Origin of the sequence: Falsiroseomonas sp. (assembly GCF_051859025.1) — a bacterium.
Lineage (GTDB): Bacteria > Pseudomonadota > Alphaproteobacteria > Acetobacterales > Acetobacteraceae > Falsiroseomonas.
The window spans coordinates 144,675-168,914 of the sequence record NZ_JBHYGL010000034.1 but is presented as its reverse complement, the minus strand read 5'-3'; the positions used below and the strand labels follow the sequence as shown (position 1 = coordinate 168,914).

24 protein-coding genes are annotated in these 24,240 nt (G+C 70.2%); 15 read left to right on the top strand and 9 right to left on the bottom strand.

Features of this window, described 5'->3' with window-relative positions; genetic code table 11:
- From ACTIE5_RS21855 to ACTIE5_RS21820, 8 genes are all read left to right on the top strand, one after another.
- Positions 1-2,057: TRAP transporter permease (locus ACTIE5_RS21855; RefSeq protein WP_439551840.1), on the top strand; the 2,057-nt coding region annotated here is incomplete at its 5' end.
- Complete coding sequence (locus ACTIE5_RS21850) at positions 2,054-2,665, top strand: methylthioribulose 1-phosphate dehydratase (RefSeq protein WP_439551839.1); 612 nt, start codon at positions 2,054-2,056, stop codon at positions 2,663-2,665. The genes ACTIE5_RS21855 and ACTIE5_RS21850, both read left to right, overlap by 4 nt.
- A complete protein-coding gene (locus ACTIE5_RS21845) occupies positions 2,662-3,201 on the top strand; it encodes a 1,2-dihydroxy-3-keto-5-methylthiopentene dioxygenase (protein ID WP_439551838.1) in 540 nt (179 codons plus the stop codon). Before ACTIE5_RS21850 ends, ACTIE5_RS21845 begins: the two co-directional genes overlap by 4 nt.
- Positions 3,198-3,878 (top strand): acireductone synthase, encoded by a 681-nt coding sequence (gene mtnC / locus ACTIE5_RS21840; protein ID WP_439551837.1) that lies wholly within the window; start codon positions 3,198-3,200, stop codon positions 3,876-3,878. The genes ACTIE5_RS21845 and mtnC overlap by 4 nt, the downstream gene beginning before the upstream one ends.
- A 104-nt stretch (positions 3,879-3,982) precedes the next feature.
- Positions 3,983-4,966, top strand: coding sequence for a magnesium/cobalt transporter CorA (gene corA / locus ACTIE5_RS21835; RefSeq protein WP_439551836.1), 984 nt, complete (start codon positions 3,983-3,985; stop codon positions 4,964-4,966).
- A gap of 5 nt (positions 4,967-4,971) precedes the next feature.
- Complete coding sequence (locus ACTIE5_RS21830; RefSeq protein ID WP_439551835.1) at positions 4,972-5,655, top strand: hypothetical protein; 684 nt, start codon at positions 4,972-4,974, stop codon at positions 5,653-5,655.
- 124 nt (positions 5,656-5,779) lie between these two features.
- Positions 5,780-6,760 carry an acetamidase/formamidase family protein gene (locus ACTIE5_RS21825; RefSeq protein WP_439551834.1) on the top strand — a complete coding sequence of 327 codons (981 nt, stop codon included), beginning with the start codon at positions 5,780-5,782 and terminating at the stop codon, positions 6,758-6,760.
- Positions 6,761-6,904: 144 nt separating this feature from the next.
- On the top strand, positions 6,905-7,399 hold the full coding sequence (locus tag ACTIE5_RS21820; protein WP_439551833.1) for a GcrA family cell cycle regulator: 495 nt from the start codon (positions 6,905-6,907) through the stop codon (positions 7,397-7,399).
- Between the two features lie 74 nt (positions 7,400-7,473).
- Here the strand turns inward: ACTIE5_RS21820 and ACTIE5_RS21815 are convergent, their stop codons facing one another.
- The gene (locus ACTIE5_RS21815; RefSeq protein WP_439551832.1) at positions 7,474-8,091 is read right to left on the bottom strand and encodes a YopT-type cysteine protease domain-containing protein; all 618 of its coding nucleotides are present in this window, start codon (positions 8,089-8,091) and stop codon (positions 7,474-7,476) included.
- 91 nt (positions 8,092-8,182) lie between these two features.
- Positions 8,183-9,862, bottom strand: coding sequence for a stimulus-sensing domain-containing protein (locus ACTIE5_RS21810; RefSeq protein WP_439551831.1), 1,680 nt, complete (start codon positions 9,860-9,862; stop codon positions 8,183-8,185).
- A gap of 141 nt (positions 9,863-10,003) precedes the next feature.
- Here ACTIE5_RS21810 and ACTIE5_RS21805 point away from each other — a divergent pair, with 141 nt between their 5' ends.
- On the top strand, positions 10,004-11,623 hold the full coding sequence (locus tag ACTIE5_RS21805) for a long-chain-fatty-acid--CoA ligase (RefSeq protein WP_439551830.1): 1,620 nt from the start codon (positions 10,004-10,006) through the stop codon (positions 11,621-11,623).
- A 64-nt stretch (positions 11,624-11,687) separates the two neighbouring features.
- Here ACTIE5_RS21805 and ACTIE5_RS21800 read toward each other — a convergent pair whose 3' ends face one another.
- Genes ACTIE5_RS21800 through xseA form a run of 3 tightly spaced genes read right to left on the bottom strand, consistent with a single transcriptional unit; the run spans position 11,688 to position 14,757 of the window.
- Complete coding sequence (locus ACTIE5_RS21800) at positions 11,688-12,443, bottom strand: SDR family NAD(P)-dependent oxidoreductase (protein WP_439551829.1); 756 nt, start codon at positions 12,441-12,443, stop codon at positions 11,688-11,690.
- A gap of 41 nt (positions 12,444-12,484) precedes the next feature.
- Positions 12,485-13,294: a M23 family metallopeptidase gene (locus ACTIE5_RS21795; RefSeq protein WP_439551828.1), complete on the bottom strand. Its 810-nt coding sequence runs from the start codon at positions 13,292-13,294 to the stop codon at positions 12,485-12,487.
- Entirely contained in the window at positions 13,291-14,757 is a 1,467-nt protein-coding gene (xseA, locus tag ACTIE5_RS21790) for an exodeoxyribonuclease VII large subunit (protein ID WP_439551827.1), read from the bottom strand. The genes ACTIE5_RS21795 and xseA overlap by 4 nt, the downstream gene beginning before the upstream one ends.
- Before the next feature lie 78 nt (positions 14,758-14,835).
- Here xseA and purD point away from each other — a divergent pair, with 78 nt between their 5' ends.
- Positions 14,836-16,104 carry a phosphoribosylamine--glycine ligase gene (gene purD, locus ACTIE5_RS21785; protein ID WP_439552077.1) on the top strand — a complete coding sequence of 423 codons (1,269 nt, stop codon included), beginning with the start codon at positions 14,836-14,838 and terminating at the stop codon, positions 16,102-16,104.
- A gap of 4 nt (positions 16,105-16,108) precedes the next feature.
- Here purD and ACTIE5_RS21780 read toward each other — a convergent pair whose 3' ends face one another.
- The gene (locus ACTIE5_RS21780; protein WP_439551826.1) at positions 16,109-16,732 is read right to left on the bottom strand and encodes a TetR/AcrR family transcriptional regulator; all 624 of its coding nucleotides are present in this window, start codon (positions 16,730-16,732) and stop codon (positions 16,109-16,111) included.
- Between the two features lie 150 nt (positions 16,733-16,882).
- Between ACTIE5_RS21780 and ACTIE5_RS21775 the strand changes: the two genes are divergently transcribed.
- Positions 16,883-17,155 carry a hypothetical protein gene (locus ACTIE5_RS21775; RefSeq protein ID WP_439551825.1) on the top strand — a complete coding sequence of 91 codons (273 nt, stop codon included), beginning with the start codon at positions 16,883-16,885 and terminating at the stop codon, positions 17,153-17,155.
- A gap of 18 nt (positions 17,156-17,173) precedes the next feature.
- On the top strand, positions 17,174-17,596 hold the full coding sequence (locus ACTIE5_RS21770; protein WP_439551824.1) for a hypothetical protein: 423 nt from the start codon (positions 17,174-17,176) through the stop codon (positions 17,594-17,596).
- Position 17,597: 1 nt separating this feature from the next.
- Here the strand turns inward: ACTIE5_RS21770 and ACTIE5_RS21765 are convergent, their stop codons facing one another.
- The 3 genes from ACTIE5_RS21765 to ACTIE5_RS21755 form a co-directional block, all read right to left on the bottom strand.
- A complete protein-coding gene (locus ACTIE5_RS21765) occupies positions 17,598-19,847 on the bottom strand; it encodes a glycosyltransferase (protein ID WP_439551823.1) in 2,250 nt (749 codons plus the stop codon).
- A 16-nt stretch (positions 19,848-19,863) separates the two neighbouring features.
- The gene (locus tag ACTIE5_RS21760) at positions 19,864-21,333 is read right to left on the bottom strand and encodes a mannose-1-phosphate guanylyltransferase/mannose-6-phosphate isomerase (protein WP_439551822.1); all 1,470 of its coding nucleotides are present in this window, start codon (positions 21,331-21,333) and stop codon (positions 19,864-19,866) included.
- Positions 21,334-21,447: 114 nt separating this feature from the next.
- The gene (locus ACTIE5_RS21755) at positions 21,448-21,612 is read right to left on the bottom strand and encodes a hypothetical protein (protein WP_175533725.1); all 165 of its coding nucleotides are present in this window, start codon (positions 21,610-21,612) and stop codon (positions 21,448-21,450) included.
- Between the two features lie 214 nt (positions 21,613-21,826).
- Between ACTIE5_RS21755 and ACTIE5_RS21750 the strand changes: the two genes are divergently transcribed.
- The 3 genes from ACTIE5_RS21750 to ACTIE5_RS21740 all read left to right on the top strand — a co-directional run bounded on the left by ACTIE5_RS21750 (position 21,827) and on the right by ACTIE5_RS21740 (position 24,236).
- On the top strand, positions 21,827-23,191 hold the full coding sequence (locus tag ACTIE5_RS21750) for a glycosyltransferase family 4 protein (RefSeq protein ID WP_439551821.1): 1,365 nt from the start codon (positions 21,827-21,829) through the stop codon (positions 23,189-23,191).
- A 95-nt stretch (positions 23,192-23,286) separates the two neighbouring features.
- Positions 23,287-23,877 carry a hypothetical protein gene (locus tag ACTIE5_RS21745; RefSeq protein WP_439551820.1) on the top strand — a complete coding sequence of 197 codons (591 nt, stop codon included), beginning with the start codon at positions 23,287-23,289 and terminating at the stop codon, positions 23,875-23,877.
- Entirely contained in the window at positions 23,877-24,236 is a 360-nt protein-coding gene (locus ACTIE5_RS21740; RefSeq protein ID WP_439551819.1) for a hypothetical protein, read from the top strand. The genes ACTIE5_RS21745 and ACTIE5_RS21740 overlap by 1 nt, the downstream gene beginning before the upstream one ends.
- Positions 24,237-24,240: the final 4 nt, after the last annotated feature.

Sequence of the window (24,240 nt, the reverse complement as noted above, 5' to 3'; positions counted from 1 at the left end):
CGTCGCCGGGGCCGGCGCGTCGCGTTTGGGGGGCTTCCATGGTCAATCCGCCGGCAACGAACGGCCCTGGGCAGGCTGCGCCCACTTCTGCGGATGGCGTCGTCGCCATCGACGACATGGAATTCGCCTCCGCCCGCCGGGACCTGGCGGGGTTACAGGGCCTGGCCTGGCGGGCAGCCGCGGCCGCCTTCGTGCTGTGGCACCTCTGGATCCTTCTGGTCGATCCGGTCGATCCCACCATCTCCCGCGCCGTGCATGTCTTCCTCGGCGCGGCGCTGGGCTTCGCGCTGTTCGCGCCGCGCTCCGTCGGCGTGGCGGCGGTGGAGCGCCGGGTGCCCTGGTATGACTGGGCGCTGATGATCCCCTGCCTGCTGGTGCCCGCCCACTACATCCTGGACGCGGACGGGATCGAGATGCGGTCCTTCATGGGACCCAACTGGCAGGATTTGGTGGCGAGCGGCGTCGGCATGCTGCTGGTGCTGGAATTCGCGCGCCGCACCGCGGGGCTGGTGATGCCGCTGATCGCGGTGGTCTTTATCGCCTATTGCTTCGTCGGCCCCTGGATGCCGGGCATCCTGTTCCACCGTGGCGTCGCCTGGGACCAGGTGCTGGTGGAATTGTTCGGCAACAACGGCGTGCTGGGCACCATCATCCAGGTCTCCGCCAGCTTCATCATCCTCTTCGTCACCTTCGCGGCCTTCCTGCAGGCCTCCAAGGCGGGCGACTACTTCAACGACTTCGCCCTCGCTCTGGTGGGGCGCGCGCGCGGCGGGCCGGCCAAGGTCACGGTGATCTCCGGCATCCTCTTCGGCACCATCTCCGGCAGCGCGGTGGCCAATGTCGTGGCCTCCGGCGCCTTCACCATCCCGATGATGCGGCGCGTGGGCTATGACCGGGAAACGGCCGCGGCAGTGGAGGCGACGAGTTCCACCGGCGGGCAGATCACGCCCCCCGTCATGGGCGCGGGCGCCTTCATCATGGCGGAGGTGCTGGGCCGCGCCTATGCGGATATCGCGCTGGCGGGGCTGATCCCTGCGCTGCTCTTCTACCTCGCCAACTACATCCATTGCGACCTGAACGCCCGCAAGGCCGGCATCCGCGGCCTGCCGAGGGAGGAATTGCCGCGCTGGGTCGATCTCGGTCGCCGCGCCTACATGGCGTCGCCGCTGGTGCTGCTGATCGGCATCCTGCTGATGGGCTATTCGCCCTTCCGCGCCGCCGCCATCGGCATCGCCGCCACCATCGTCATCATGCTCGCCACCGCGCTGGCGCATCGGATGGCGATCCGGGGCCAGGGGATCGGCGGCGCGATCGGCGGCGCGGTGGCGGAGACGCTGCGCGCGATCGAGGCGGCGCTGAGCGGTTCGGCCAAGGAGACGATGCAGTTGATCGCCGTCTGCGCCGCGGCGGGCATCGTCGCCGGCGTCATCGGCCTGACCGGCGTGGGTGGCCGTTTTGCGACCATGCTGCTCGACATCGCGGGGACCTCCACCTTCCTCGCCATGGTCTTCGCCATGGTGGTGGCGATCATCCTGGGCATGGGGGTGCCGACCACCGCGGCCTACGCCATCGCGGCGGCCGTGGTGGCGCCGGGGCTGATCCGGATCGGCGTGGACCCGCTGGTCGCCCACATGTTCATCTTCTACTTCGCCATCCTGTCGGCCATCACGCCGCCCGTGGCGCTGGCCAGCTTCGCCGCCGCCTCCATGGCGGGCGCCGACATGTGGCGGACCAGCGTCATCGCGGTGAAGCTCGGCCTCGCCACCTTCATCGTGCCCTTCATGTTCTGGCTGTCCCCGGCGCTGCTGGCGCAGGGGGATCTGCTGCCCATCCTGCAATCCTTCGTCACCGCCGGCCTCGGCGTCTGGCTGCTGGCGTGCTCGACCGAGGGCTGGATGATGAACGGCCACCTGCCGCTGCCGCTCCGCGTGGCCGCCGCCGCCGGGGGGCTCGCGCTGATGATCCCGGAAGGCATCACGGATGTCGCGGGGCTTGCCATCTGTGCCGGCCTCGTCTTCTGGCAGCGCCGGACCTTTCCGGAGGAGCGGCTGGCTTGATCCCTGACCATGTCGAGGTTGCCATCATCGAGGTCGGCCGCCGCCTGGACCGCCAGGGCCTGGTGCCGGCGACGGCGGGCAATTTCTCCATCCGCCTCGATGCGCGGACGCTCGCCGTCACCGTCTCCGGCCGCCACAAGGGGTTTCTCCGCCCCGGCGACGTGATGGTCGTGGACATCGACGGGCGTCCGCTGACGGCGGGCAAGCGGAGCAGCGCGGAGACGCTGCTGCATTGCGGCATCTACCGGAAATTCCCGGAAGCCGGTGCCGTGCTGCACGGCCATTCCATCGCCAACACCGTCATGTCCCGCGCGGCGGAAGGCGAATCCATCACGCTCTCGGGCTATGAGCTGCTGAAGGCCTTCCCCGGATTGCCGACGCATGAGGCGGAAGTTTCCGTGCCCGTGGTGGAGAACGATCAGGATATTCCCCGCATGCAGCGGGGGCTGGACCTGCTGTGGGACGGCATGGCAGAGCCGCCCCCGGGCTACTTGATCCGCGGCCATGGCTCCTATGTCTGGGCCGCCGACATGCCGGGGGCGCTGGCGCGCCTCGAAGCCCTGGAATTCATGCTGGCCTGCGAGATGCAGGAAAGGAGAATGCGATGAGCCGCCTGACCATCTGGGACGCCTCGTCCAACAGCCAGGTCCTCGTGACGGAGGATCCCGCCGAGATCGCCGGCAACCTCACGGCGATCGGCGTGCGGTTCGAGCAGTGGCCGCGGGCCGACCTGCCCGCCGATGCCGATGCCGATGCCATCCTGGCCGCCTACCGACCGCAGCTGGATGCCTTCCTGTCCAGCACCGGCGCCGGCACGGCCGATGTCATCAAGCTGACGCCGGACCATCCGATGAAGGACGCGATGCGCGCCAAGTTCCTGTCGGAGCACACGCACACCGAGGACGAGGTCCGCTTCTTCCACGCCGGTACCGGCAATTTCGTGCTGCATGTGGATGGAAAGGTCTTCGACGCGCATTGCGGCCCCGGCGACCTCATCAGCGTCCCCGCCAATTCCAGGCACTGGTTCGATGCCGGGACGGAGCCGAACTTCGCCGTCGTCCGCGTCTTCACCGACACCACCGGCTGGACGCCGCACTACACCGGCACCGACATGGCGGAGCGTTTCCCCGCGGCGACGGCGTGACCATCACCACCGTCCTGACGGATATCGAGGGCACGACCAGCGCCATCGCCTTCGTGAAGGAGACGCTGTTCCCCTTCGCGGAGCAGGCGCTGGACGGGTTTCTCGAATCCCGGCGCGGGGATGCGGAGGTCGCGGCGATCCTGGCGGAGGTGCCGGGCGCCGACCCGGCCGCGACGCTCCGCGGCTGGATGGCGGATGACGTCAAGGCGACGCCGCTCAAGACGCTGCAGGGCATGATCTGGGAAGCGGGCTTCCGGGATGGGCGGCTGCGCGGGCATCTCTGGCCCGATGTCGCGCCCTGCCTCCGCGCCTGGCACGCGGCGGGGCTGCGGCTGGCCGTCTATTCCTCGGGCTCCGTCGCCGCCCAGCGGCTTCTTTTCGGCCATAGCGAGGCCGGCGACCTTCTGCCGATCTTCTCCGGTTTCTTCGACACCAGGGTCGGCCACAAGCGCGAAGCGGCCTCCTACGCCGCCATCGCCGCCGCGCTCGCCACGCCGCCGGCCTCGATCCTGTTCCTGTCCGATGTGGCGGAGGAGTTGGATGCCGCCGCGGCCAGCGGGCTCGGCACCTGCCAGCTGGTCCGGCCGGCTGACGGCGCGGTGCCGTCCGGCCGCCATCGGGAGGCAGCGGATTTTCCGGCCGTTGCGGCGCTTTGCGGCCTTCCTGCCACGCCCTGACGGCCTCTGTCGCAATGCAGCATCCCGGCGGGTGACATCGGCCGCCAGGGCGCGCTAGATGCCGACGGCTCGAGACGGGTAGGCCCGGGGCGGGAGTACGCGACATGATGACGACCTATACCGTCGCGGAAGGCCGCCTCGCGATGCGGGACGGCATCCTGCCCGTGGGGGATCTGGCGGGTGCCGTCTGGATCGACCTGCTGAACCCCACGCCGGAAGAAGGCCGCGCGGTCAAGGACGCGCTCAAGCTGGAAATCCCGACGCGGGAGGAGATGCAGGAGATCGAAAGCTCCTCGCGCCTCTACCGGGAAGACGATGCCCTCTTCCTCACCGCCAATTTCCTCTATGGCGTGGAGGGCGGCGAATACGGGTCGACGCCGATCACCTTCGTGCTGTCGAACAGCGCGCTCGTCACCGTGCGCTACGCGACGCCGAAGGCCTTCAGCAGCTTCGCCCTGCGCTGCCAGCGCAGCCCCGGCCTGCTGGCGACGCCGGATGCGGTGATGCTGCACCTGTTCGAGCAGATCGTGGATCGCCTGGCGGATATCCTGGAGCGTGTCGGCAGCGACATGGACCGCGCCTCCGCCGCCTCCTTCCGCTCCGCGCGCAGCAAGGTGAAGGCGACGACGCGCGACCATGATTTGCGGGAGGCGCTGATCACCCTGGGGCAGGTCGGTGAAGTGACCACGCGGGCGAATGAGACGCTGCTGGGCCTGACGCGCATCCTGTCCTTCGTGGGGGCGGAGAAGGCGACCGCGGTGCGGAAGGAGAACCAGAGCCTGCTCAAGACCCTGGTGCGGGACGTGCGCAGCCTGGTGGACCACGCGGCCTTCCTGAACGGCAAGGCGAACTTCCTGCTCGACGCCGTACTCGGCATCCTGAATGTCGAGCAGAACGCGATCATCAAGACCTTCACGGTCGCCTCCGTCGCGCTGATGCCGCCGACGCTGATCGCCAGCATCTACGGCATGAACTTCCGGCATATGCCTGAGCTGGACTCGACCTTCGGCTACCCGGCGGCGCTGCTGCTGATGGTGTGCTCGGCGGCGCTGCCGATCCTCTATTTCAAGCGGAAGGGCTGGCTCTGAACCTGGTGCTGGCCCTTGTCGCGGCGGTGCTGCTGCTCTCGGCCGGCGCGGCCCTGGCCCAGCCCGCCTGCCCGCCCCGTGGTACGCCGGCGCTGAATGTCAGCCTCTCCGACCCCGAGCCGCGGGTGCTGCCGCCCCTGCCGGCCTGGCAACTGCGCCAAATCGCGGAGGGGGAGGAGGCGGAGATAGGGCCCCCGCTGCATCACCTCGGCCTGACATTGTCCCGCGTGGAATGGCGGAGCGAGATCACGGTGCGCAGCGGTACCGCCGCCGCGGGCGCGGTCTGCGCCGTGCCGTCGGAGATCCGGCTGACGCTGCTGCATGCCGAGCACATCATCCGCCTGGCGCGGGAGATTCCCCGCGGCGGCTGCCTGGCCGGGGAGGTGCTGGCCCATGAGCGCCGCCATGCCGAGGTGAACCGCCGCACGCTGCGGGAGGCCGCGGACGGGCTGCGCGCCGCGGCGCGGGCCTGGGCTGCGCGGGCGGAAGCCCAGGCGCCCGATGTCGGCGCCGCCGCCCTGCTGCTGCAGGACCAACTGGCCGCGGCGGTGGAGCCGGTGCTGGAGCGGCTGCGCAACGCCCGCAACGCACAACACGCCCAGATCGACACGCCCGAGGAATACCGTCGCCTCGGCCGCGTCTGCCCGGGCGACCAGCGGCGCATCCGCTTCACCTTCGGGGCGCATTGAGCCGCGCTTTGCCTGCTGCTTGGGCAGCGCCGCGCCAGCCCGCGTGAAACCCCCGCCCGTCCCGGATTGACCCGCGCTGCCGCCGGTGGGAATGGCGAGGGCAGACACCGCCAGAGGTCCGTCCATGCCCGAAATCCCCCCACCTGCTACGCATTGCATTCCCGCCAAGCCGGAAACCATCCGCTGGGGCGCCTTCGATGCCAGCTTCGCCCCGGTGGCGACGGTGCAGTCGGGCGACCTCGTCGTCCTCGAATGCGTGTCCGGCGCGCCGGAGGTGATGCCCCCAGCTTCTTCGGGCCTCGTGCCGCCGGCGGCGCTGACCGCGATCCATGCCAGCAAGCCGCCGCGCCTCGGCCCGCATATCCTGACCGGCCCGGTGGCGGTGGCGGGCGCCGAGCCCGGTGATGCGCTGCGCATCGACATCGAGCGCATCGATTTGGGCTGCGACTGGGGCTTCTGCGGCTTCCGCCCGCTGGGCGGCACGCTGCCGGAGGATTTCCCCTACCACCGCATGCTGCACATCCCGGTGGACAAGGAGACGATGACGGGGAAGGTGCCGGTCGGCCCCGGCGTGACGCTGCCCCTCAGCCCCTTCTTCGGCGTGATGGGCGTGGCGCCGCCCCGGGAATGGGGGGCGATCAGCACGAAGGAGCCGCGCGCCCATGGCGGCAACCTCGACAACAAGGAACTGACGGCGGGCACCACGCTGTGGCTGCCCGTGCATGTCGCCGGCGCCAATTTCTCGGCCGGTGACGGCCATGGCGTGCAGGGCGATGGCGAGGTCTGCATCAACGCGCTGGAGATGTGCCTGACCGGCCATTTCCGCCTGACGCTGGAAAAGGGCGGGGGCGCCAAGGACCCGATCCTGAAGTTCCCCAAGGCGGAGACGAAGACCCACTACGTCTCCATGGGCATGAACGAGGATCTCGACCTCGCCATGAAGCAGGCGCTCAGGGAGATGATCGCCTTCATCGTGGCGCGGATGAACGTCTCCGCGGCCGATGCCTACCAGCTGTGTTCGCTGGCGGTGGATTTCCGGGTGACGCAAACCGTGAACGGGGAGAAGGGCGTTCATGGGTTGCTAAGGAAGGGTCTTCTGTTCTGAGATTCTGCCCGGCCTGAAGGCAGGGCGGGAGATTCGTCCCGCTCTGTCCACAGGATTCATGCGCCGTTGACCACTCCACAACTTGTGGTCGCCCCCTCCGCTGGACTACTCTATGTTGTGTCTGGGGCGCAGCGGGAGACTTCGATGGATTGGTCTGCGGAAGCGATTGAGCGGCTTAGGGCGCTCTGGGCGGAAGGCCATTCGACGGCCGAGATCGGGCGCCGGATGGGTGTTTCCAAGAACGCCGTGGTCGGCAAGGCGCACCGGCTGAACCTGCCTGCGCGGCCAAGCCCGATCCGCCGCGAGGCGGTGGCCGAGAAGCCCGCCGTGGCGCCCGTGCGCGCCGCACGGCCCGCGAGCCCGGCGCCGCGCAGCACCCTGTCGCCGAGCCCCGCCCCCATCGCCGCCGCCGCGCCGACGCCGGCCGCGACCATGACGGCCCCCGCCGCGCCGACGGCGGTGGTGCGCGCCTTCCCGCGCCTGGGCTCCGCCCGGTCCTGCTGCTGGCCGATCGGGGAACCCGGGACCGCCGATTTCCGCTTCTGCACGGCGGAGGCGACGTCCGGCAAACCCTACTGCACCCAGCACGCGGCCGTGGCCTATGTGAAGGCGCGTGACCGCCGCGAGGATGCCGCCTGACATTCGCCTTCTGGCGTGAACAGGGCCGGGTGCCGCAGGGCCCCGGCCCTTTTCATGACCGGCCTTTTTCATGATCAGCTGATGGGCGGCCGGATGCCGACGATGGCCGCGGTCGATTCGAGAAAACCGGTGGCGTAGCCGCTGTCCTGCCAGTACGTGTCCAGGAAGGCCGCGATCAGCGTGTGGTCCCGCACCACGAAATGCCCGTTATTGGCATCGAAGAAGTGGAAGCGGTTGTCCTTCGCGTGCCGGACCGCGATGGCATGGGTGCCGCCCGTGCCCGTCACGGTGATGCCGTAGCAGCCATAGGCCTTGGCCGCGATGGAATGGATGAAGGCGCCGGTCAGCATCGTCGCCCGCGTCGCCCGCAGCCCGTCCGATAGCGTCAGCTGGAAGGGCCCGCCGGCCGCGATCCAGTAGTCCAGCCACTTCGCGCCGTTGCTCGTATCCGACAGGGTCTGCGCCATGGTGGATTTCCAGGGCGGGTTGTCGCAGGCCTTCGTGCCGTCGAAGGGGAAGTTCTTCCCCTGGTATTGCAGGGAGATCCAGGTGGCGGCCAGGCCGATGCAGTAGCCGTCGGTGGAGGTGCCCCAGGGCCCCGGCTCCGTCATGGCCGGCGTCTGCGACTGGTTCATGGCGAAGACCAGTTGCCCCTTGGCCTTGGCGGCGTTCTGCAGCGCGTTCCATTGCATGGCGGCAGGCCTTCCGGGGTAGCGCAGGCTAGGCCCCCCTGTTCGCGGCCGCGATGGGCGTTCTGTTTCAGCTGTTTCGCGCGGTCCTGCTTCAGGCTGCGGGCAGCGTCACGATGAAGCGTGCGCCGGTGATCGTGCCGGCGGCGTCTCGCTTGTTCTCCGCGCTGATGCGGCCGCGCAGCCCTTCCACGATCTGGCGGCTGATCGACAGGCCGAGGCCGGAATGCTGGCCGAAGCGCTCGCCGCTCGGCCGTTCCGAATAGAAGCGGTCGAAGATGCTCTCCAGCTTCGCGTCGGGGATGCCGGGGCCTTCATCCTCCACGATGAATTCCACCATGTGGCCGGTGGGGCGGGCGCGGACGACGACATGCCCGCCCTCCGGGCTGAAGGAGATCGCGTTGCCGATGAGGTTGCGGAAGACCTGGACGATGCGGCCTTCGACGCCGCGGACGATCAGGCCCTCCGACGGGGCCTCGATCTCGACGGCGGGGTCCTCCTCGTCCCGCGTGGCGGCGTGGAGTTCGCCGAGTGCCGCCAGGATCGGCGCGCAATCCACGGGCTGGGCGATGGTGCGGGACAGTTCGGCATCGACGCGGGAGCTGTCGGCGATGTCGTTGATCAGCCGGTCCATGCGCACGGCATCGTCGGAGATGATGGCCAGCAGCCGGCGCTGCTTCACCGGGTCCTCGATCCGGCGCAGCGTCTCGATCGCGCTGCGCACGCTGGTCAGGGGGTTGCGGAGTTCGTGGGCGACATCGGCGGCGAAGCGTTCATTGGCGTCGATCCGCGCCCAGAGCGCGCGCGCGGCCGTCTGCAGGTCCCGCGCCAGCACGCCGATTTCATCCGGGCGTTCCAGCAGCGGTTTCGGCACGCTGCCGCCACGGCCCTCGCCTTCGCGCATCGCGGCCGCCGCGCGGGCAAGCTGCAGGATCGGCGTGGCGAGGGTGCGGTTGAGGTAGGTGGAGAGCAGGACCGTGAGCACCAGCGCTGTGGAGAACAGCGCCAGGACGGAGACACGGATGTCGAGCAGCCTGGCATCGACTTCCCGCGCCTCCCGCGTCAGCAGCACGATGCCGACCGATGCCGCGCCGCGGCGGGCGGGCTCCGCGACGGAGACCAGCAGGCGGCCATCGGCGGTGCGGCGGATATAGGGGCGGACGCCGCCTTCCAGCGCCAGGCGCAACTCCTCTCGCCGGTCGCTGCCCGCTTGGCCGCCGCCGAATTCGGGCTGCCAGTCGAAGGATGGCGCATCGGGGTTCACATCCACCACCACCTCGTCCCGCGCCTGGCGGGGGAGGACGGTCAGCAGCCGGTCATAGAGGCCCGCGACGGTGCCGGCGAAGGCACCGCGGGGTTCCGGCGGGGGCAGGGGTTCGGTGACGATGGCGCTGCCCGGGCCTTCCCGCACGCGGCTGTCGGCCACCATCAGGCCGGTATTGTCGAAGAGCCGGGCCTGGGTGTTGGGGGATGGTTCCACCAGGCGGCGCAGCAGCGGGCGGGCGGCTTCCGGCACCAGGATGGTGCGGTCGTCCCGCGGGCGCGTCGCGGCTTCCCCGATGGCGGCGGCGTAGATGCGGGCCTGGGTGCGCAGCGCCTCCACCTCCGCCGCCAGCAGCCCGTTCTGGTACTGGTCGAGGTAGAGGAGGGAGGCCGCCAGCAGCGCCGGCGGCAGGGCGTTGAGCAGCAGGATCCTGCGCAGCAGGGGCGAGAGCCAGCGCCGCTTCTTGCGTTCCGTGGTGGGAAGGGCGGGGGCGCCGCCGGCATCCGGCATTTGTCTTCAGTGTCTCCGTCGCGTCTTCGACAGTAACGCCGATCCTCATGGCGGCGCCATGGCGACCCGATGGGAGACAGGTTGCGCAGGGCGCGGCCTTGTCCAAGACTCGCGCCAACCAAGGCGAAGGGGAGGATGCCGATGCTCGGGCTGATGCAGGACTGGCCGCTCAGGATCCACCGGCTGATCGACCACGCGGCGCGGCACCATGGCGGCCAGGCGGTGGTGAGCCGGAGCGTGGAGGGGCCGTTCCACCGCACGGATTACCGCACCTTGCGCGTGCGGTCGTTGCGACTGGCGCAGCGCCTGGTGCGGGAAGGGGTGCGGCCTGGCGACCGGGTGGCGACGCTGGCCTGGAACACCTGGCGGCATATCGAGGCCTGGTACGGCATCACCGGCGCCGGCGGCGTCTATCACACGCTGAACCCGCGGCTGTTCCAGGACCAGATCGCCTGGATCCTGAACCATGCCGAAAGCCGGCTGATGATGCTGGACCTCAGCTTCGTCGCGCTGGCGGAAAAACTGGCGCCGAGCCTTCCGCATGTGAAGCGCTACGTGATCCTGACGGATGCCGCGCATATGCCGGCGACGACGCTGCCCGGCGCGGTGGATTATGAATCCTGGCTGGCCGAGGCCGATGGCGATTTCGACTGGGTACCGGGCGAGGAGAATGACGCCGCCGGGCTCTGCTACACCTCCGGCACCACCGGGGAGCCGAAGGGGGTGCTGTATTCCCACCGCTCCAACATCCTGCACGCCATGGCGAGCACGGCGGCGGACATGTTCGGGCTGCGGTCGGTGGACAAGGTCATGCCGGTGGTGCCGATGTTCCACGCCAATGGCTGGTGCCTGCCTTTCAGCGCCGCGCTGACGGGGGCGGGGCTGGTGATGCCGGGACCGAAGCTGGACGGCGCCTCCATCCATGAGGTCATCATGCAGGAAGGCGTCACCTTCACCGCCGCGGTGCCGACCGTGTGGCTTTCCCTGTTGCAGCATCTGGAAGCGACGGGCGCGGGGCTCGGTTCGCTCAGCCGCGTCATCATCGGCGGCAGCGCCTGCCCGCGCGCGATCACGAAAGCCTTCGCGGATCGCGGCGTGAAGGTGATGCATGCCTGGGGCATGACGGAGACATCGCCCATCGGGACGATCTGCGGGATCAAGCCGGCGGTTGCGGATCGCGACGCGGAAGGGATGCTCGACCTGCAGGAGACGCAGGGCTTTCCTCCGTTCACGGTGGATATGCGGATCGTCGGCGACGATGGCGCGGAGAAGCCGTGGGATGGGGAGACCTTCGGAAACCTCCAGGTGAAGGGGCCGACGGTGACTGCGGGCTACTTCAAGGCTGCGCGCGATTCACTGACGGCGGATGGATGGTTCGAGACGGGCGACGTCGCGACCATCGACGCCAATGGCTACATGCGCATCACCGACCGCACCAAGGACGTCATCAAGTCCGGCGGCGAATGGATCTCCTCCATCGAGCTGGAGAATTTGGCGGTGGGGCACCCGGATGTGGCGGAAGCCGCGGTGGTGGCGGCACGGCATCCGAAATGGGATGAGCGGCCGCTGCTGATCCTGGTGCCGAAGCCGGGACGGGTGATCGAGAAGCAGTCGGTGCTGGACCACATCGCTCCGCATGTCGCGAAGTGGTGGATGCCCGACGATGTCGTGGTGGTGGCGGAGATTCCGCATACGGCGACAGGGAAGATCCTGAAGACGAAGCTGCGGGAACAGTTCGCAGGGCATTTCGGGGTTGCGTGAGGCGGGGAAGGCGCTGCCTTCCCAGGACCCCATCCGCCAGGGGCGTGACGCCCCTGGACCGTCTTCAGATCTTGCCGCCATCCACGACGAAGTATTGCGAGGTGACCATGGCGCTGTCCTCGGCGGCCAGCCACAGCACCATGCGCGCGATGTCGGGTGGCATGACCTTCCGCTTCAGGCTCTGGCCCTCCAGGTGCTTCGCCACCGCCTCCGGCGTCGCCCAGAGTTCCTCCTGCCGTTCGGTAAAAACCCAGCCGGGCACAACCTCATTCACCCGGATGCCATCCACGCCGAGGTCGCGCGCCAGTCCGCGGGTCAATCCGCGGACGGCCGATTTGGCGGTGGTGTAGGCGGGCATGCCGCCCTGGCCGCCCATCCAGCTGACGCTGCCCATGTTGATGATGGACCCCGCCTTGGCGGCGCGCATCGCGGGGGCCACGGCCTGCACGCAGAAGAACATGTGGCGCAGGTTGGTCGCCATGCGTTCGTCCCAGTAGTCGGGCTCCACCGTTTCCAGCCCATGCCGGTCGTCGCGGGCGGCGTTGTTCACCAGCACCTGCACGGGGCCCAGCGCCTCCGCGATTCGGGCGATGCCGGCGCGGAGGGCCGCGATGTCGCGGAGGTCGCAATGCACGAACATCGCGCCGGTGGCCTCCGCCACCTTCCGCCCATGCGCGTCGTCGAAATCGAGGAAGGCCGGCTTCGCGCCCTGGTCGGCGAAGGCGCGCACCATCTCCGCCCCGATGCCGGAGGCGCCGCCGGTGATGAGCACGACCTTGCCGGAGAGGCTGGGGTAGCGGGCGTACTGGTTGTCGGCCATGCGCGTATCCTTGGGTGCGGGGCGCCAACGCGGCGGCGCGCCTATTGTTGCTGCGCGGGCAGCACCGGCTGAGGGTCCAGCCAGGTCTGGTACCAGGACAGGCTGAAATGGAGGTGCGGGCCCGTCACGCGGCCCGTCGCGCCCATCTCCGCGATGCGCTCACCGCGCGCGACGGCGGTGCCGACCTCCACCAGGCGGCGGGAGAGATGGGCGTAGAGGGTGTTCACCCCGTGCCCGTGATCCACCACCAGCAAATTGCCGAAGAAGAAATGCTCGTCGGAGAGCGTCACGCGCCCGCCGAGCATGGCGTGGATGGGCGTGCCCACGGGCCCCGCGACATCCAGCCCGTAATGCGGCTGGCGGGGCTGGCCGTTGAGGACCCGCTGGCTGCCGAAGATGCCGCTGATTCGGCCGCGGGCGGGCCAGGTGGGGCTGTCGGCGAAATCGGCCAGGGTGCTGTCCGTGGCGCGGGCGGCGGCCAGCTTCTCGCGCTCCGCCAGGATGCGGCGCAAGGCGGTCTCGTCCGGCGTGACCTGGGCGGGGGGCAGGCCGGTGATGGATTGCACGTCCCATTGCCGGCGCTCCACCGTGATGGCGCGGGTCTCCGCGCGGCCGCCGGGATGGGTGATGAGGAGCGTCGCTGGCGCGGCGTGGTCGCGTCCGAAGCCGAAGGCGAATTTGCCCGAGTTCGAGACGCGGATGGCGCGGCCATCGAGGGCGAGCCGCGTGCCTGGGGCGGCATCGCCCACGATCAGCGCCCCCTGGCGGGCGGGGGCGGACCAGGTGACGGCGGCGGCGGGGCGGGCCAGCAGCAAGGCCGGTGCTGCCAGCAGCAGGCGGCGGGCGATCACAGCAGGCTCTCCTGCGCCGGGGGCTTCGGCTTCGCGCGCGGCTTCGCCTTCGTGGCGTCGCCATCCGCGACCGCGGAGATCGCGCCATCGGCGAAGGCGATGGAGAGCTTCGATCCGGTGCCGACATCGGCAGCGCGGGTCAGCGTCTGGCCATCGGCATCCCGGACCAGCGCGAAGCCGCGGGCGAGGACCGATTGGTAGGAACCGGCCTCCAGCCTGGCAGACAGCCCTTCCAGGCGTTCGCGCTTCTGGCGCAGCAGCGCCTCCACGGGTGCGGCGGAGAAGGCCTGCAACGCACGGGCACCACGCTGGCGCTGGACGATGCGGGCGAAGGCGGCGGCTTTCCGTCCATCCCACAGCGCGATGGCGTGGCGGCGCGCCTCGATGCCCGCTCTGGGATGGGGGACGACCAGGGGGGCAAGGGCGGCGCGGCGGTTGGCGATGAAGCCGGTCAGCGCGCCAGGCAGGGATTCGCCGGCCTCATCCAGGCGGCGGCGCAGGTCCAGCACCCGGGCGGGCACATCCGGCAGACGGCGTTCGAGGCGGAGCAGCACGGTCTCCGCCGCCCGCAACTGGCGCACCACGGCACCGCGCAGCCGCGCCTCCCGCTGGGCCAGGTCTGCCAGCAGATCGGCCCGGGCGGGCACGGCCAGTTCGGCCGCGGCGGTCGGCGTGGGCGCGCGGCGATCGGAGGCAAAATCGATCAGGGTCGTGTCGGTCTCATGCCCCACCGCGGAGATCAGCGGGATGGGGGAGAGGGCGGCGGCGCGGACCACCACCTCCTCGTTGAAGGCCATGAGGTCTTCCAGGCTGCCGCCGCCGCGCGCCACGATCAGCACATCCGGGCGGGGGATCGGGCCGCCGATGGGCAGGCGGCCGAAGCCTTCGATGGCGGCGGCGATCTTCTCCGCCGCGCCCTGGCCCTGGACGGGGACAGGCCAGAGGATCAGGCGGCGGGGGAAGCGGCGCAGGATCGTCGTGCGGATGTCCTGGATGACGGCGCCGGCCTCGCTGGTCACGACGCCGACGACCAGCGGCAGGCGGGGGAGGGGGCGCTTCCGCCCCTCATCGAAAAGCCCCTCGCCCAGCAACTTCTTGCGCAGCATCTCGATCCGGGCGAGCAGCGCGCCTTCGCCGGCGAATTCCAGGCGGTCGATGACCAGCTGGTATTTCGAGCGGTCGGCATAGGTGGTCAGCTTGCCGGTGGCGATGACCTCCACCCCGTTCTCCGGCTGGACCGACAGGCGGCTGACGCTGGTGCGCCAGACCACGGATTCCAGCTTCGCGTTCTCGTCCTTCAGCGACAGGTAGATGTGGCCGGAGGGGTAGCGCTTGCATTCCGTGATCTCGCCCCGGACGCGGACGCGGCCGAAGGCGCCTTCGAGCGTGCGGCGGATGGCGCCGGCGATCTCGCTGACGGCGTATTCGGGAACGTTGGTCGAAGCGGGGGGCGGCGTGTCCATGGGCGGACCCTATGCTATCCGGCGGTATGCGCGGAACCGGCCGTGCGGTCTTTTCTGTGTGTGCGGGGGCATGGCGCGATGCAGGTGCTGGTGGTGGGCAGCGGCGGGCGGGAACATGCGCTGTGCTGGGCGATCGCGGCATCGCCCCTGATCGGCAAGCTGTATTGCGCCCCGGGCAATCCCGGCATTGCCGAGATCGCGGAATGCGTGGCGATCGGGGCGGAGGATATCCCGGCCATCGTCGCCTTCGCGGTGGATCGGAAGATCGACCTGGTGGTGGTGGGGCCGGAAGCGCCGCTGACGCTGGGGCTGGCGGATGCCTGCGCGGCCGCGGGGATCAAATGCTTCGGGCCCGGCCGGGATGCCGCGCGGCTGGAAGGCAGCAAGCAGTTCACGCGGGAAGTGGCGGATGCGGCCGGCGTGCCGGGGGCCCGCTGGCAGCGCTTCGACAATCCCGCCGCCGCCCGCGCCTACGTCGGCGCGGAGGGCGCACCCATCGTCGTGAAGGCCGATGGCCTGGCCGCCGGCAAGGGCGTGGTGGTGGCTTCAACGGTGGAGGAGGCGGAGGCCGCCATCGCCGACATCATGGAAAGCCGCATCCATGGCGCGGCCGGCGCCACCGTGCTGATCGAGGAATGCCTGATCGGCGAGGAGATCAGCTTCTTCGCCCTCTGCGACGGGGAAACCGCCCTGCCGCTCGGCGCCGCGCAGGACCACAAGCGCGTCGGCGATGGCGATACCGGCCCGAACACCGGGGGCATGGGCGCCTATTCCCCCCCGCCCGCCTTCACGCCCGCGTTGCAGGCGCAGGTGATGGCCGAAATCATCCAGCCGACACTGGCGGAAATGTCGAGGCGAGGGACGCCCTTCAAGGGCGTGCTCTTCGCGGGACTGATGCTGACGGCGACGGGGCCGCGCCTCATCGAGTTCAATGTCCGCTTCGGCGATCCCGAATGCCAGGCGCTGATGCTGCGCCTGCGGTCGGACCTGCTGCCCGCGCTTTTCGCGGCCTGCGACGGCACGCTCTGCATGTTCGACCTGAACTGGGATGCGACGCACAGCCTGGTGGTGGTGATGGCGGCGGAGGGCTACCCCGCCAGCCCGCGCAAGGGCACGGAGATCCGGGGGCTGGAGGCGGCGGCGCAGGTGCCGGGCGTGCAGCTGTTCCACGCCGGTACGGCGCGGCGGGACGACGGCGCGCTGGTCGCCAATGGCGGCCGCGTGCTGACCGTGGCGGGCACGGGGAAGACGCTGCGGGAGGCGCGGGACGCCGCCTATGCCGCGGTGGATTCGATCGACTGGCCGGGCGGCTTCTGCCGGCGGGATATCGGCTGGCGGGCGCTGTAGCGCCTCAAGCCGCCAGCAGCGCCCGCAGCCTTTCCTGGATCAGCGCCGTCGCCGCCGGCCCGTCCAGCGTGGCGAAGACGGCGGGGCGAAGGCCCTGGACATAGACGGCCATGATGGCCTCCACCGCCGCCTCCGGCGCGACCGGGCGGATGGCGCCTTCCGCGATCCCGTCCCGGACCAGGGCGGCCAGCGCGTCCCGCGCCGGCTGCAACTCGGCCAGGTTGTCGGCCTCGCTCTCCGGCGGCCAGGTCCAGGACAGGCCCTGGAGCGCGGCCAGCAGGCGGGGGCGGCGCAAATCCATCGCGGCCTGGGTGGCGATGAAGCGGTCCAGCCGATCCAGCGCCGGGGCGCATTCCGCCAGGATGCCCATCAGCACCGGCCATTGCGGCGCGTTGTGCCGCGCCACCACCGCCATCAGCAGCCCGGCCTTGCCGGCGAAATAGCTGTTGATCAGGGAAGGGACGACCTTCGCCGCCGCCGCGATGTCGGAAACGGAGACATTGTCGTAGCCGGCCTCGCTGAACCGCGCCTCCGCCGCGTCCAGCAGGCGCGCCTTGGTCTGTTCGCGCTGCTGGCTGCGGGATTCGGACTCATACCGTTTCTTGCGGGAGGCGATCGATGGGAACACGAAAACGGCTTCCTGGAGGCGGTGGCACCATGCTGTGTTGCTATTTTTCATTCAAGGAATATGTTTGTTGAACATATTCGATAAACATGAGCAAAGTTCTCGGCGCCAGGACCGGTCGCTTCGCCGGTCCCGGCTGGAGAGGATTTCGACATGGTTCCCCATGCCCTGGCGTCCCCTGGTCCTGTCGCGGCCCGGCCGGACCCGTCCCTGAGCCGCGCCATCGCGATCGAGCTTCGCCGCCTGGGCCAGCGGTCGGATGCGGCGCCCGATGCGCTGCATGAGCTGCTGGCGATCCTGTTCCTGGACCGGCAGGACCTGCCGGCGGCGGAGGTCGGCCGCCGGCTGGCGGCGGCGCTGATGCTCGGGGATGCCGAGGCCGCCTGGGCCGCTGCCCGGTGCGGCCGCCGCTGCGCCGCGCCTTGACGGCGCGGGGTCGCCGCCATGCGCAGCGTAGCCATCAGCATCGACAGCCGCTTCGCCACGGTCCTGGTCACCGTCACGGGCGACCTGGAGGGCGCGGCCTTCGTAGAGGCGCTGTCGGCCTGGTTCAACCGTCGGCCGCTTGCCGCGGCGCTGGACCGGCTTTACGACCTCACGGCCTTCACCGGTGTGGTGGGACAGGATGATCTGCGCGCCCTGGCCGCGCGGCTGCCCGAAGGGGCGCTCACGCCGCAGGCGCTGACCGTGATCGCGACGCGCGACCGCTTCTTCCCGGTCTGGGTGCGGATGCTGCAGCTGCTGGCGCCGGGGCGGCATTATCTGGTGGAGCCGACTCTGCCAGCGGCCTGGGCGACGCTGGCGATCTGGCAGGACATGCGGCTGCGCGACGCGCAGCGCCGGCGCCCCCCGTTGCAGGGGCCGTGAGCTACGCCTCGGCCTCCGGCCAGGTGAAGCGCTGGTGCTCCAGGTAGTCGAGGCGCGCCAGCAAATCATCCGTCGCGCAGGCCATGACGGAGACGAGGCCGATGCCGACCGCCCGCCCCTCTGGCGTGCCGTCGGGGGCCAGGGCTTCCGGCGCCGAATGGGCTTCGATCGCCAGCTCGATCACGCCCTCCACCGCCGGCAGTTCCAGGGCGGCGATGGCGTCCTCCCGGGGTGCGAGCGTCATGGCCATCGGATCTGCGCCGCGCGGGACCAGGCGGATGGATTGCGCCGTGGCCGGGGCGCGGAGCAGCAGATGGAGGCGGATGCGGCCGGTGGTGGACGAGGAAGGCCCCAAGGAAGGAACCGAGGCGGGCAGGACCAGGCGCAGCGCGGCGCGGCCGCCTGATTCCAGCGGGCGGGTCCAGCAGCCCCAGCCTTCGGGCGCGTGCCAGCCCTCCCCGTCGCGCAGCGCCTCCGCCAGCAGCGCCATGGGGCCGGGCGCGGCAAAGCCGCCGGTGCCCAGGCGGATGATGGTGCCCAAGGGGATGGCCAGCGGGGGCGCGGGGGGGGCGGCATTCTCCCGCGCCAGGCGGCCCAGCACCGCATCGCCGATCGCCTGCCAGCTGCGCAGCGGCGCGGCGGCGGCCTTGGCCTCGGCCGCCCTGCGGAAGCCAGGGTCGAAGGCCAGTTGCTCGATCTTGGCGATGAAGTCGGGCTCGCTATGCGGGCGGAACAGGATGGCGGCGCCGCGCCCGGCTTCCGGCAGGGCGGAATGGTCGGGGGCGAGGACCGCCTTGCCCTGGGCGATCGCCTCCGTCACCGGCAGGCCCCAGCCTTCATGGTCGGAGTTGTAGAGGACGAAGAGCGCGCGGCGATACAGCAGCGGCAGCGCGGAATCCGGCACGTCCGGCAGCAGCAGCACGGCATCCCGCAGCGCCGGCGCGCCGCGCAGCAGGGCCAGTACGGCATCGCCCATGAAGCCGGTGCGGCCGGCCAGCACCAGCAGCGGCAGCTTGCCCGCACCATGCTTGCGGATCAGCGACAGCCAGGCGTTGAGGACGAAGAGGTGGTTCTTCCGCGATTCCAGCGTGCCGAGGAACAGCGCATAGGGCCGGCCCGCCAGGGCATTCACGCCGGGATGGGGCGCGGGGTCGCGCGGGGTGGGATCGCGGGGTGCGCCATCCAGCCCCACCACCATCATCGGCGGCAGGGGGAAGGCGGGCAGGTGCCGTGCCTGGAGGCGGCTGATATCCCCCGCCGTCGCGGCGGAGACCGGCAGCAGCAGGTCGGCATGGGCGGCGAGGCCGGCGAACCAGCGGGCGAACTGGGCGGCGGTCGCCGGTGGCGAATGTTCCGGTACCACCAGCGGGCCGCAATCATGCACCAGGGGGGCGTGGCGCAGGCCGAAGCGAGCCTTCGCGAGCCGCAGCGCCAAATGGTAGTTGGCCAGCCACCAGGATGAACCGGGCACGACCAGCCAGGCGCCTGCGGGGAAGGCCAGGTCGGGTGCTGCCTCCACCGCCTGGCGAGCGACGGCGACGGCCTGTTCCCAGGCGGGCTCCCGCGGATCGGCGCCGCTGCGGGACAGGCTGGCCAGGCGGTTGAAGGCTTCCCGCGGCAGGGCGCGCCAGCCGAGCGTGTCCGGGTTGTAGACCGCGAGGATGACGCGCGCCGCCGGCCCGCCGCCGCGTAGCGCCGGCCCGACCAGTTCCAACTGCACCCGCTGGATGCCGGATGGCGCGCGGTTGCTGCCGAACCAGGAAAGCAGGTCCGTCAGGTCGAAGACGACGCAGAGATCGCCGACGAGGGAGAGCTGGGCCTCCGGCGGTTCCGCCGCGGCGACCTCAGGCTGGCCGAGCAGTTGCGACACCTCCCGCCAGGCGGCGTCGTCGGCGGGCTCCATCTCCAGCGCGCGGGAATAGGCCAGGCGGGCTTCCGGCAGGTTGCCGAGCAGCTTGAGGGCGTGGCCGATCTGCATCTGCAGATCGGCATCCCCGGGCCTGCCCTGTTCCGCGCGGCGATAGGCGCCGAGCGCCGCCTCCGGGTCGCCCGCTTCCTTCAGCGCGTGGCCGTACTGGATCCAGGCGGGCCAGTCATGCGGGCGGCCGGCGAGCCAGGCGCCATAGGCAGCGGCTGCGCCCGGCCAGTCCCGCGCATCACGGAGGCTATCCGCCAGGCGCAGGGTGGCGCGGGCATCGCCGGCGCCGCGTTGCGTGTCCGGGCGCGGCGCCGGCGGCTGATCCTGCCCCATGCCGCCTCCCTTCGGGTCAGGCCCGGCCGTAATTATCCTCGAGCCGGACGATGTCGTCCTCGCCGAGGTAGGGGCCGGACTGCACCTCGATCAGCGTCAGCGGGATCATGCCGGGGTTCTCCAGGCGATGGACGCAGCCGAGGGGGAGGTAAACCGACTCGTTCTCCCGCAGCAGGATGCGCTCCCCGTCGCGTTCCACCACGGCGGTGCCGGCGACGACGACCCAGTGTTCCGCGCGGTGGTAGTGCTTCTGCAGCGACAGCTTGCGGCCCGGCCGGACGGTGATGCGCTTCACCTGGAAGCGGCTGCCATGGGCCACGCCTTCATACGCACCCCAGGGGCGGTAGACGCGGCGGTGTTCGGTGGCTTCCTTGTGGCCGCTGGCCTTCAGCTGCTCCACCATCTTCTTCACGTCCTGCGCGCGGTCGCGATGGACGGCGAGGACGGCGTCGTCGGTGACGACCAGCACCACATCCTCCAGCCCCACCACGGCGGTGAGGATCCCCTCGGAGCGGACATAGCAGCGCTTGGACCCCAGCACCGCGGCATTGCCCATGGCGGCGTTGCCGTCCTTGTCCTTCGGCGCGATCTCCCACAGCGAGGCCCAGGAGCCGACATCGGACCAGCCGGGATCGCAGGGCACGACGGCGGCGAGCGCGGTGCGTTCCATCACCGCATGGTCGATGGAGATGGAGGGCGCGTCGCTGAAGCTGGCGCCGAGGCGCACGAAGCCCAGGTCCCGCGCGCCGCCGGCCACCGCTTCCCGCGCGGCGGCGAGAACGCCGGGCGCATGGGCGGCGAGTTCGGCGACCAGCGTCCTGGCCGTGGCGACGAACATGCCGCTGTTCCAGAGATGGCGGCCGCCCGCCAGGAAGGCTTGCGCCGTCGCGGCGTCCGGCTTCTCGACGAAGCGGGCGACCTGCATCGCACCCTCGATCCCCGCCAGGGGCGCGCCGGATTCGATGTAGCCGTAGCCGGTCTCGGGCGCGGTGGGGCGGATGCCGAAGGTGCAGATGCGGCCTTCGCGGGCGGCGAGTGCCGCGGCGGTCAGGGCATGGCGCAGCGCGGGCACGTCCTGCACCGCGGCATCGGCGGCCATGATCCAGAGGATGGCGTCGGGCGCATCCTCCCCGATCAGGATCGCGGCGGCGGCGATGGCGGCGGCGCTGTTGCGGGCGCTGGGCTCCAGGATGATGCGGCTGTCTTCCGCGCCGGCTTCGCGCAGCTGTTCGGCCACCAGGAAGCGATGCGCTTCCCCGCACACCACGACGGGGGGCGCGAAGCCGGGCGCGCGGGCGCGGGCGGCGGTTTCCTGGAGCATCGTGCCCTGGGACACCAGCGGCCAGAACTGCTTCGGATAGGCTTCCCGCGACAGCGGCCAGAGCCGGCTGCCGGTGCCGCCCGACAGGATCACGGGCACGATCTGGTCAACGGCGCCACGGGTGGATGCGGTGGAAGAGCCAGTCGGCACGGCATCGGTCGGCATGGATCGTGGAACCTCGGTGCTGCGGCGGTGTCCGCCGGTATGTCGCAGGGATTCGGAAAAAGAAAGGCAATGACGCGGCAGGAGCATGGTGCGTGGCTTCGGCGGGTGGGGCCCTCAGCGGACCAGCAGCACCAGCCCGATGACGATGGGCGCAGCCAGGATGGCGATCGCGATCGCGCGCAGCAGCAGTGCCGCGGCATGCGCCACCACGATTCCAGCGCCCGAGCCGCCCCGCGCCGGGGCTGCCTCCGCCTGTTCGATGCGATCCGTCGGTTGCATGGTGGCCCTGCCCTTGCGCGCCACCGGATCAAGCATCAACCGATGGGCTGCGTCCAGCGTAAGCTGGGGCCGCGCAGGTTGCGCGCGACGGCGTGATCGATGTTGACGGTGGGTTGGCGCCGGTGGGTTGAGGGTGGCGGGTTGACGGCGGCCGGGCGGGCTGGGCTTAACCGGCTGGCTCGAACGCCGGGATCGCGATGGGAGACGGAAGACGGTGCTGAAGCCTCGGATCGCGATCGACGGCTACAACCTGGCCCTGGACCAGGGCACGGGGGTCGCGACCTATTGCCGCAACCTGACCCAGCGCCTGCACGCGCTGGGGGCGGAGGTGGGGGTGCTCTATGGCCAGAAATCCTCCAGCGGCCGCGATGACCTGCTGCGGGAGGTCGGGCTGTATGACGCAACGCCGCGCCCCCTGCCCCCCCGCCAGCAGGCCTATGAGGATTTCCGCGCGCGGCTGAAACTGGCCATGGGCCCGATGGCGCGGGCGGTGCCCCGGACCGATCGCGTGGTGCTGCGGGGGCTGGAGGCACGGCTGCCCCAGGCGGACCGGCTCTGGAACATACCGGGCCTGTTCCGCGCCGCGGTGCAGCGCGCGGCGCCTGGCCGGAAGTTCGGCCGCGTGCGGCTGCCGGACCGGCAGGATGTGATGCACTGGACCTTCCCGCTGCCGCTCCGGGTGGAGGGGGCGCGGAACATCTACACGATCCATGACCTGGTGCCGCTGCGGATGCCCTACGCAACGCTCGATTCGAAGCGCCGCTACCTCGGCACCATCCGGCGCATCGCGGCGGAGGCCGATCACATCGCCACCGTCTCCGAAGCCTCGAAGCGCGACATCGTGAACCTGCTGGGGGTGCCGGAGGAACGCATCTCCGTCACCTACCAATGCGTGGAGATCCCGGCGGCGCTGGCGGAGAAGCCGGAGGCGCTGGCGCGGGCGGAGGTGAAGGGCGCCTTCGGCCTGGAATGGGGGGGCTACTGGCTGTTTTTCGGCGCGATTGAGCCGAAGAAGAATATCGGCCGGATCATCGAGGCCTACCTGGCCTCCGGCAGCCCCTGGCCGCTGGTGATCTGCGGCAAGCATGGCTGGCAGGTGCGCCAGGAACTGGCGCTGCTGTTCGAGGATGACCACCGGCAATTCCCGGAGGACGCCCGCTTCGACGGCCCGCAGGGCATGACCCGCAAGCTGCGGGACCGGGTGATCCTGCTGGACTACGCGCCCTTCCGCCTGCTGGTCAGCCTGATCCGCGGCGCGCGGTCCCTGCTGTTCCCTTCGCTGTATGAAGGCTTCGGCCTGCCGGCGCTGGAGGCGATGCTGCTGGGCACGCCGGTGCTGACCAGCAACGTCGCCTCGCTGCCGGAGGTGGTGGGCGATGCGGCGCTGACGGTCGACCCCTACGACACGCGGGCGATGGCGGAGGCGATCCAGGCGCTGGATTCGAATGACGATCTGCGCGCGGAGCTGTCCTGGCGCGGGCCCCGCCAGGCGGCGCTGTTCGACGCCGCGCATTACGACGCCCGGCTGGTGGAGATGTACGCCAAGCTCGGCATCACGCTGGGGGCCGGCGGGGAGTGACGCCGGGCCACCGGCCCGAAGTGTCATGCCGGGTCCACTGTTGGCAGGGCGCAACGAAGTTTTAAGAGGGATCGAGGCGGGATCGGAAGATTTGCGTGGCCGTTGACCCTTCGTTGACAAAAGGTGGTCCAGGCTACCCCCGGCGGCCTGCCGACCTTGATGCGCTGTACGGCGTACCGCTCGACCCAACCCGGGTGGACGACCACGAGAGAACCCGAAAGCCACGGAGCCTTGTCCGGCTGGACGCCGCGAGCGCAGTGCGCCTTCGACTGCTAGTGGTGGCAGCGCAGCAAGGGCTGGGGGTTGCGCGATATGTTTATTCGGAACTTCCCATTCTCTGGGTGATTGACCAGGGTGGGACGCTTTGGTTCGCCCTCGAGGAGGTGATCGATGCGGCGACCCACGCCTTCGTCTCGCCGAGATTGCGCGGTACACCCACAACCCCCTCGCAGCAGCGCCTGGGCCACCCAGCGTTGCTCGGGGGCGAAAAGGGCCGTATCGGCGGCGAAATCATCTTCGACCTAGGGGAGCGGCCATACCGCTGGTTCATCACGAACGCTTCTGGCCGCTATGGCCTTCGCGCTGGCCGCGAGCATATCCACCTCGAGAATGCGGCGAAATTATTCAGCGGTCATGACATCGACGTCGTGGCAAGCTTCATTCAGCCGAGAAGGGGGTCTTCTTGATGAGCGATCATGAGCCCGCAATGACAATAGATCGTCTGCACCGTCTGAGGCCGAGCGACATATCCCGCATGGCGCGAAAACTTCACGATGATCGATTTGCTGATCATGTCATGTTGATATTTTCAGAATATTTGGCGCAATTACCCAATTCTCCGACGGCCGTTGATCTGGACGATGTCACACGAATCGCGCTGCAGTTGAATCAGGCAGGCTTCTGGGATCGCGTCGACCCGCGCGCATTCCTCCGGCGCCATCGCATGACGATGGATCACACGGTGCAGGCGACGATCAGCGACGCGCTCGGCATCGGTATGCATGTGGCGGAACCCGTCCCTGTCGCAAGCACTGCCGCCGCCTGAGGCC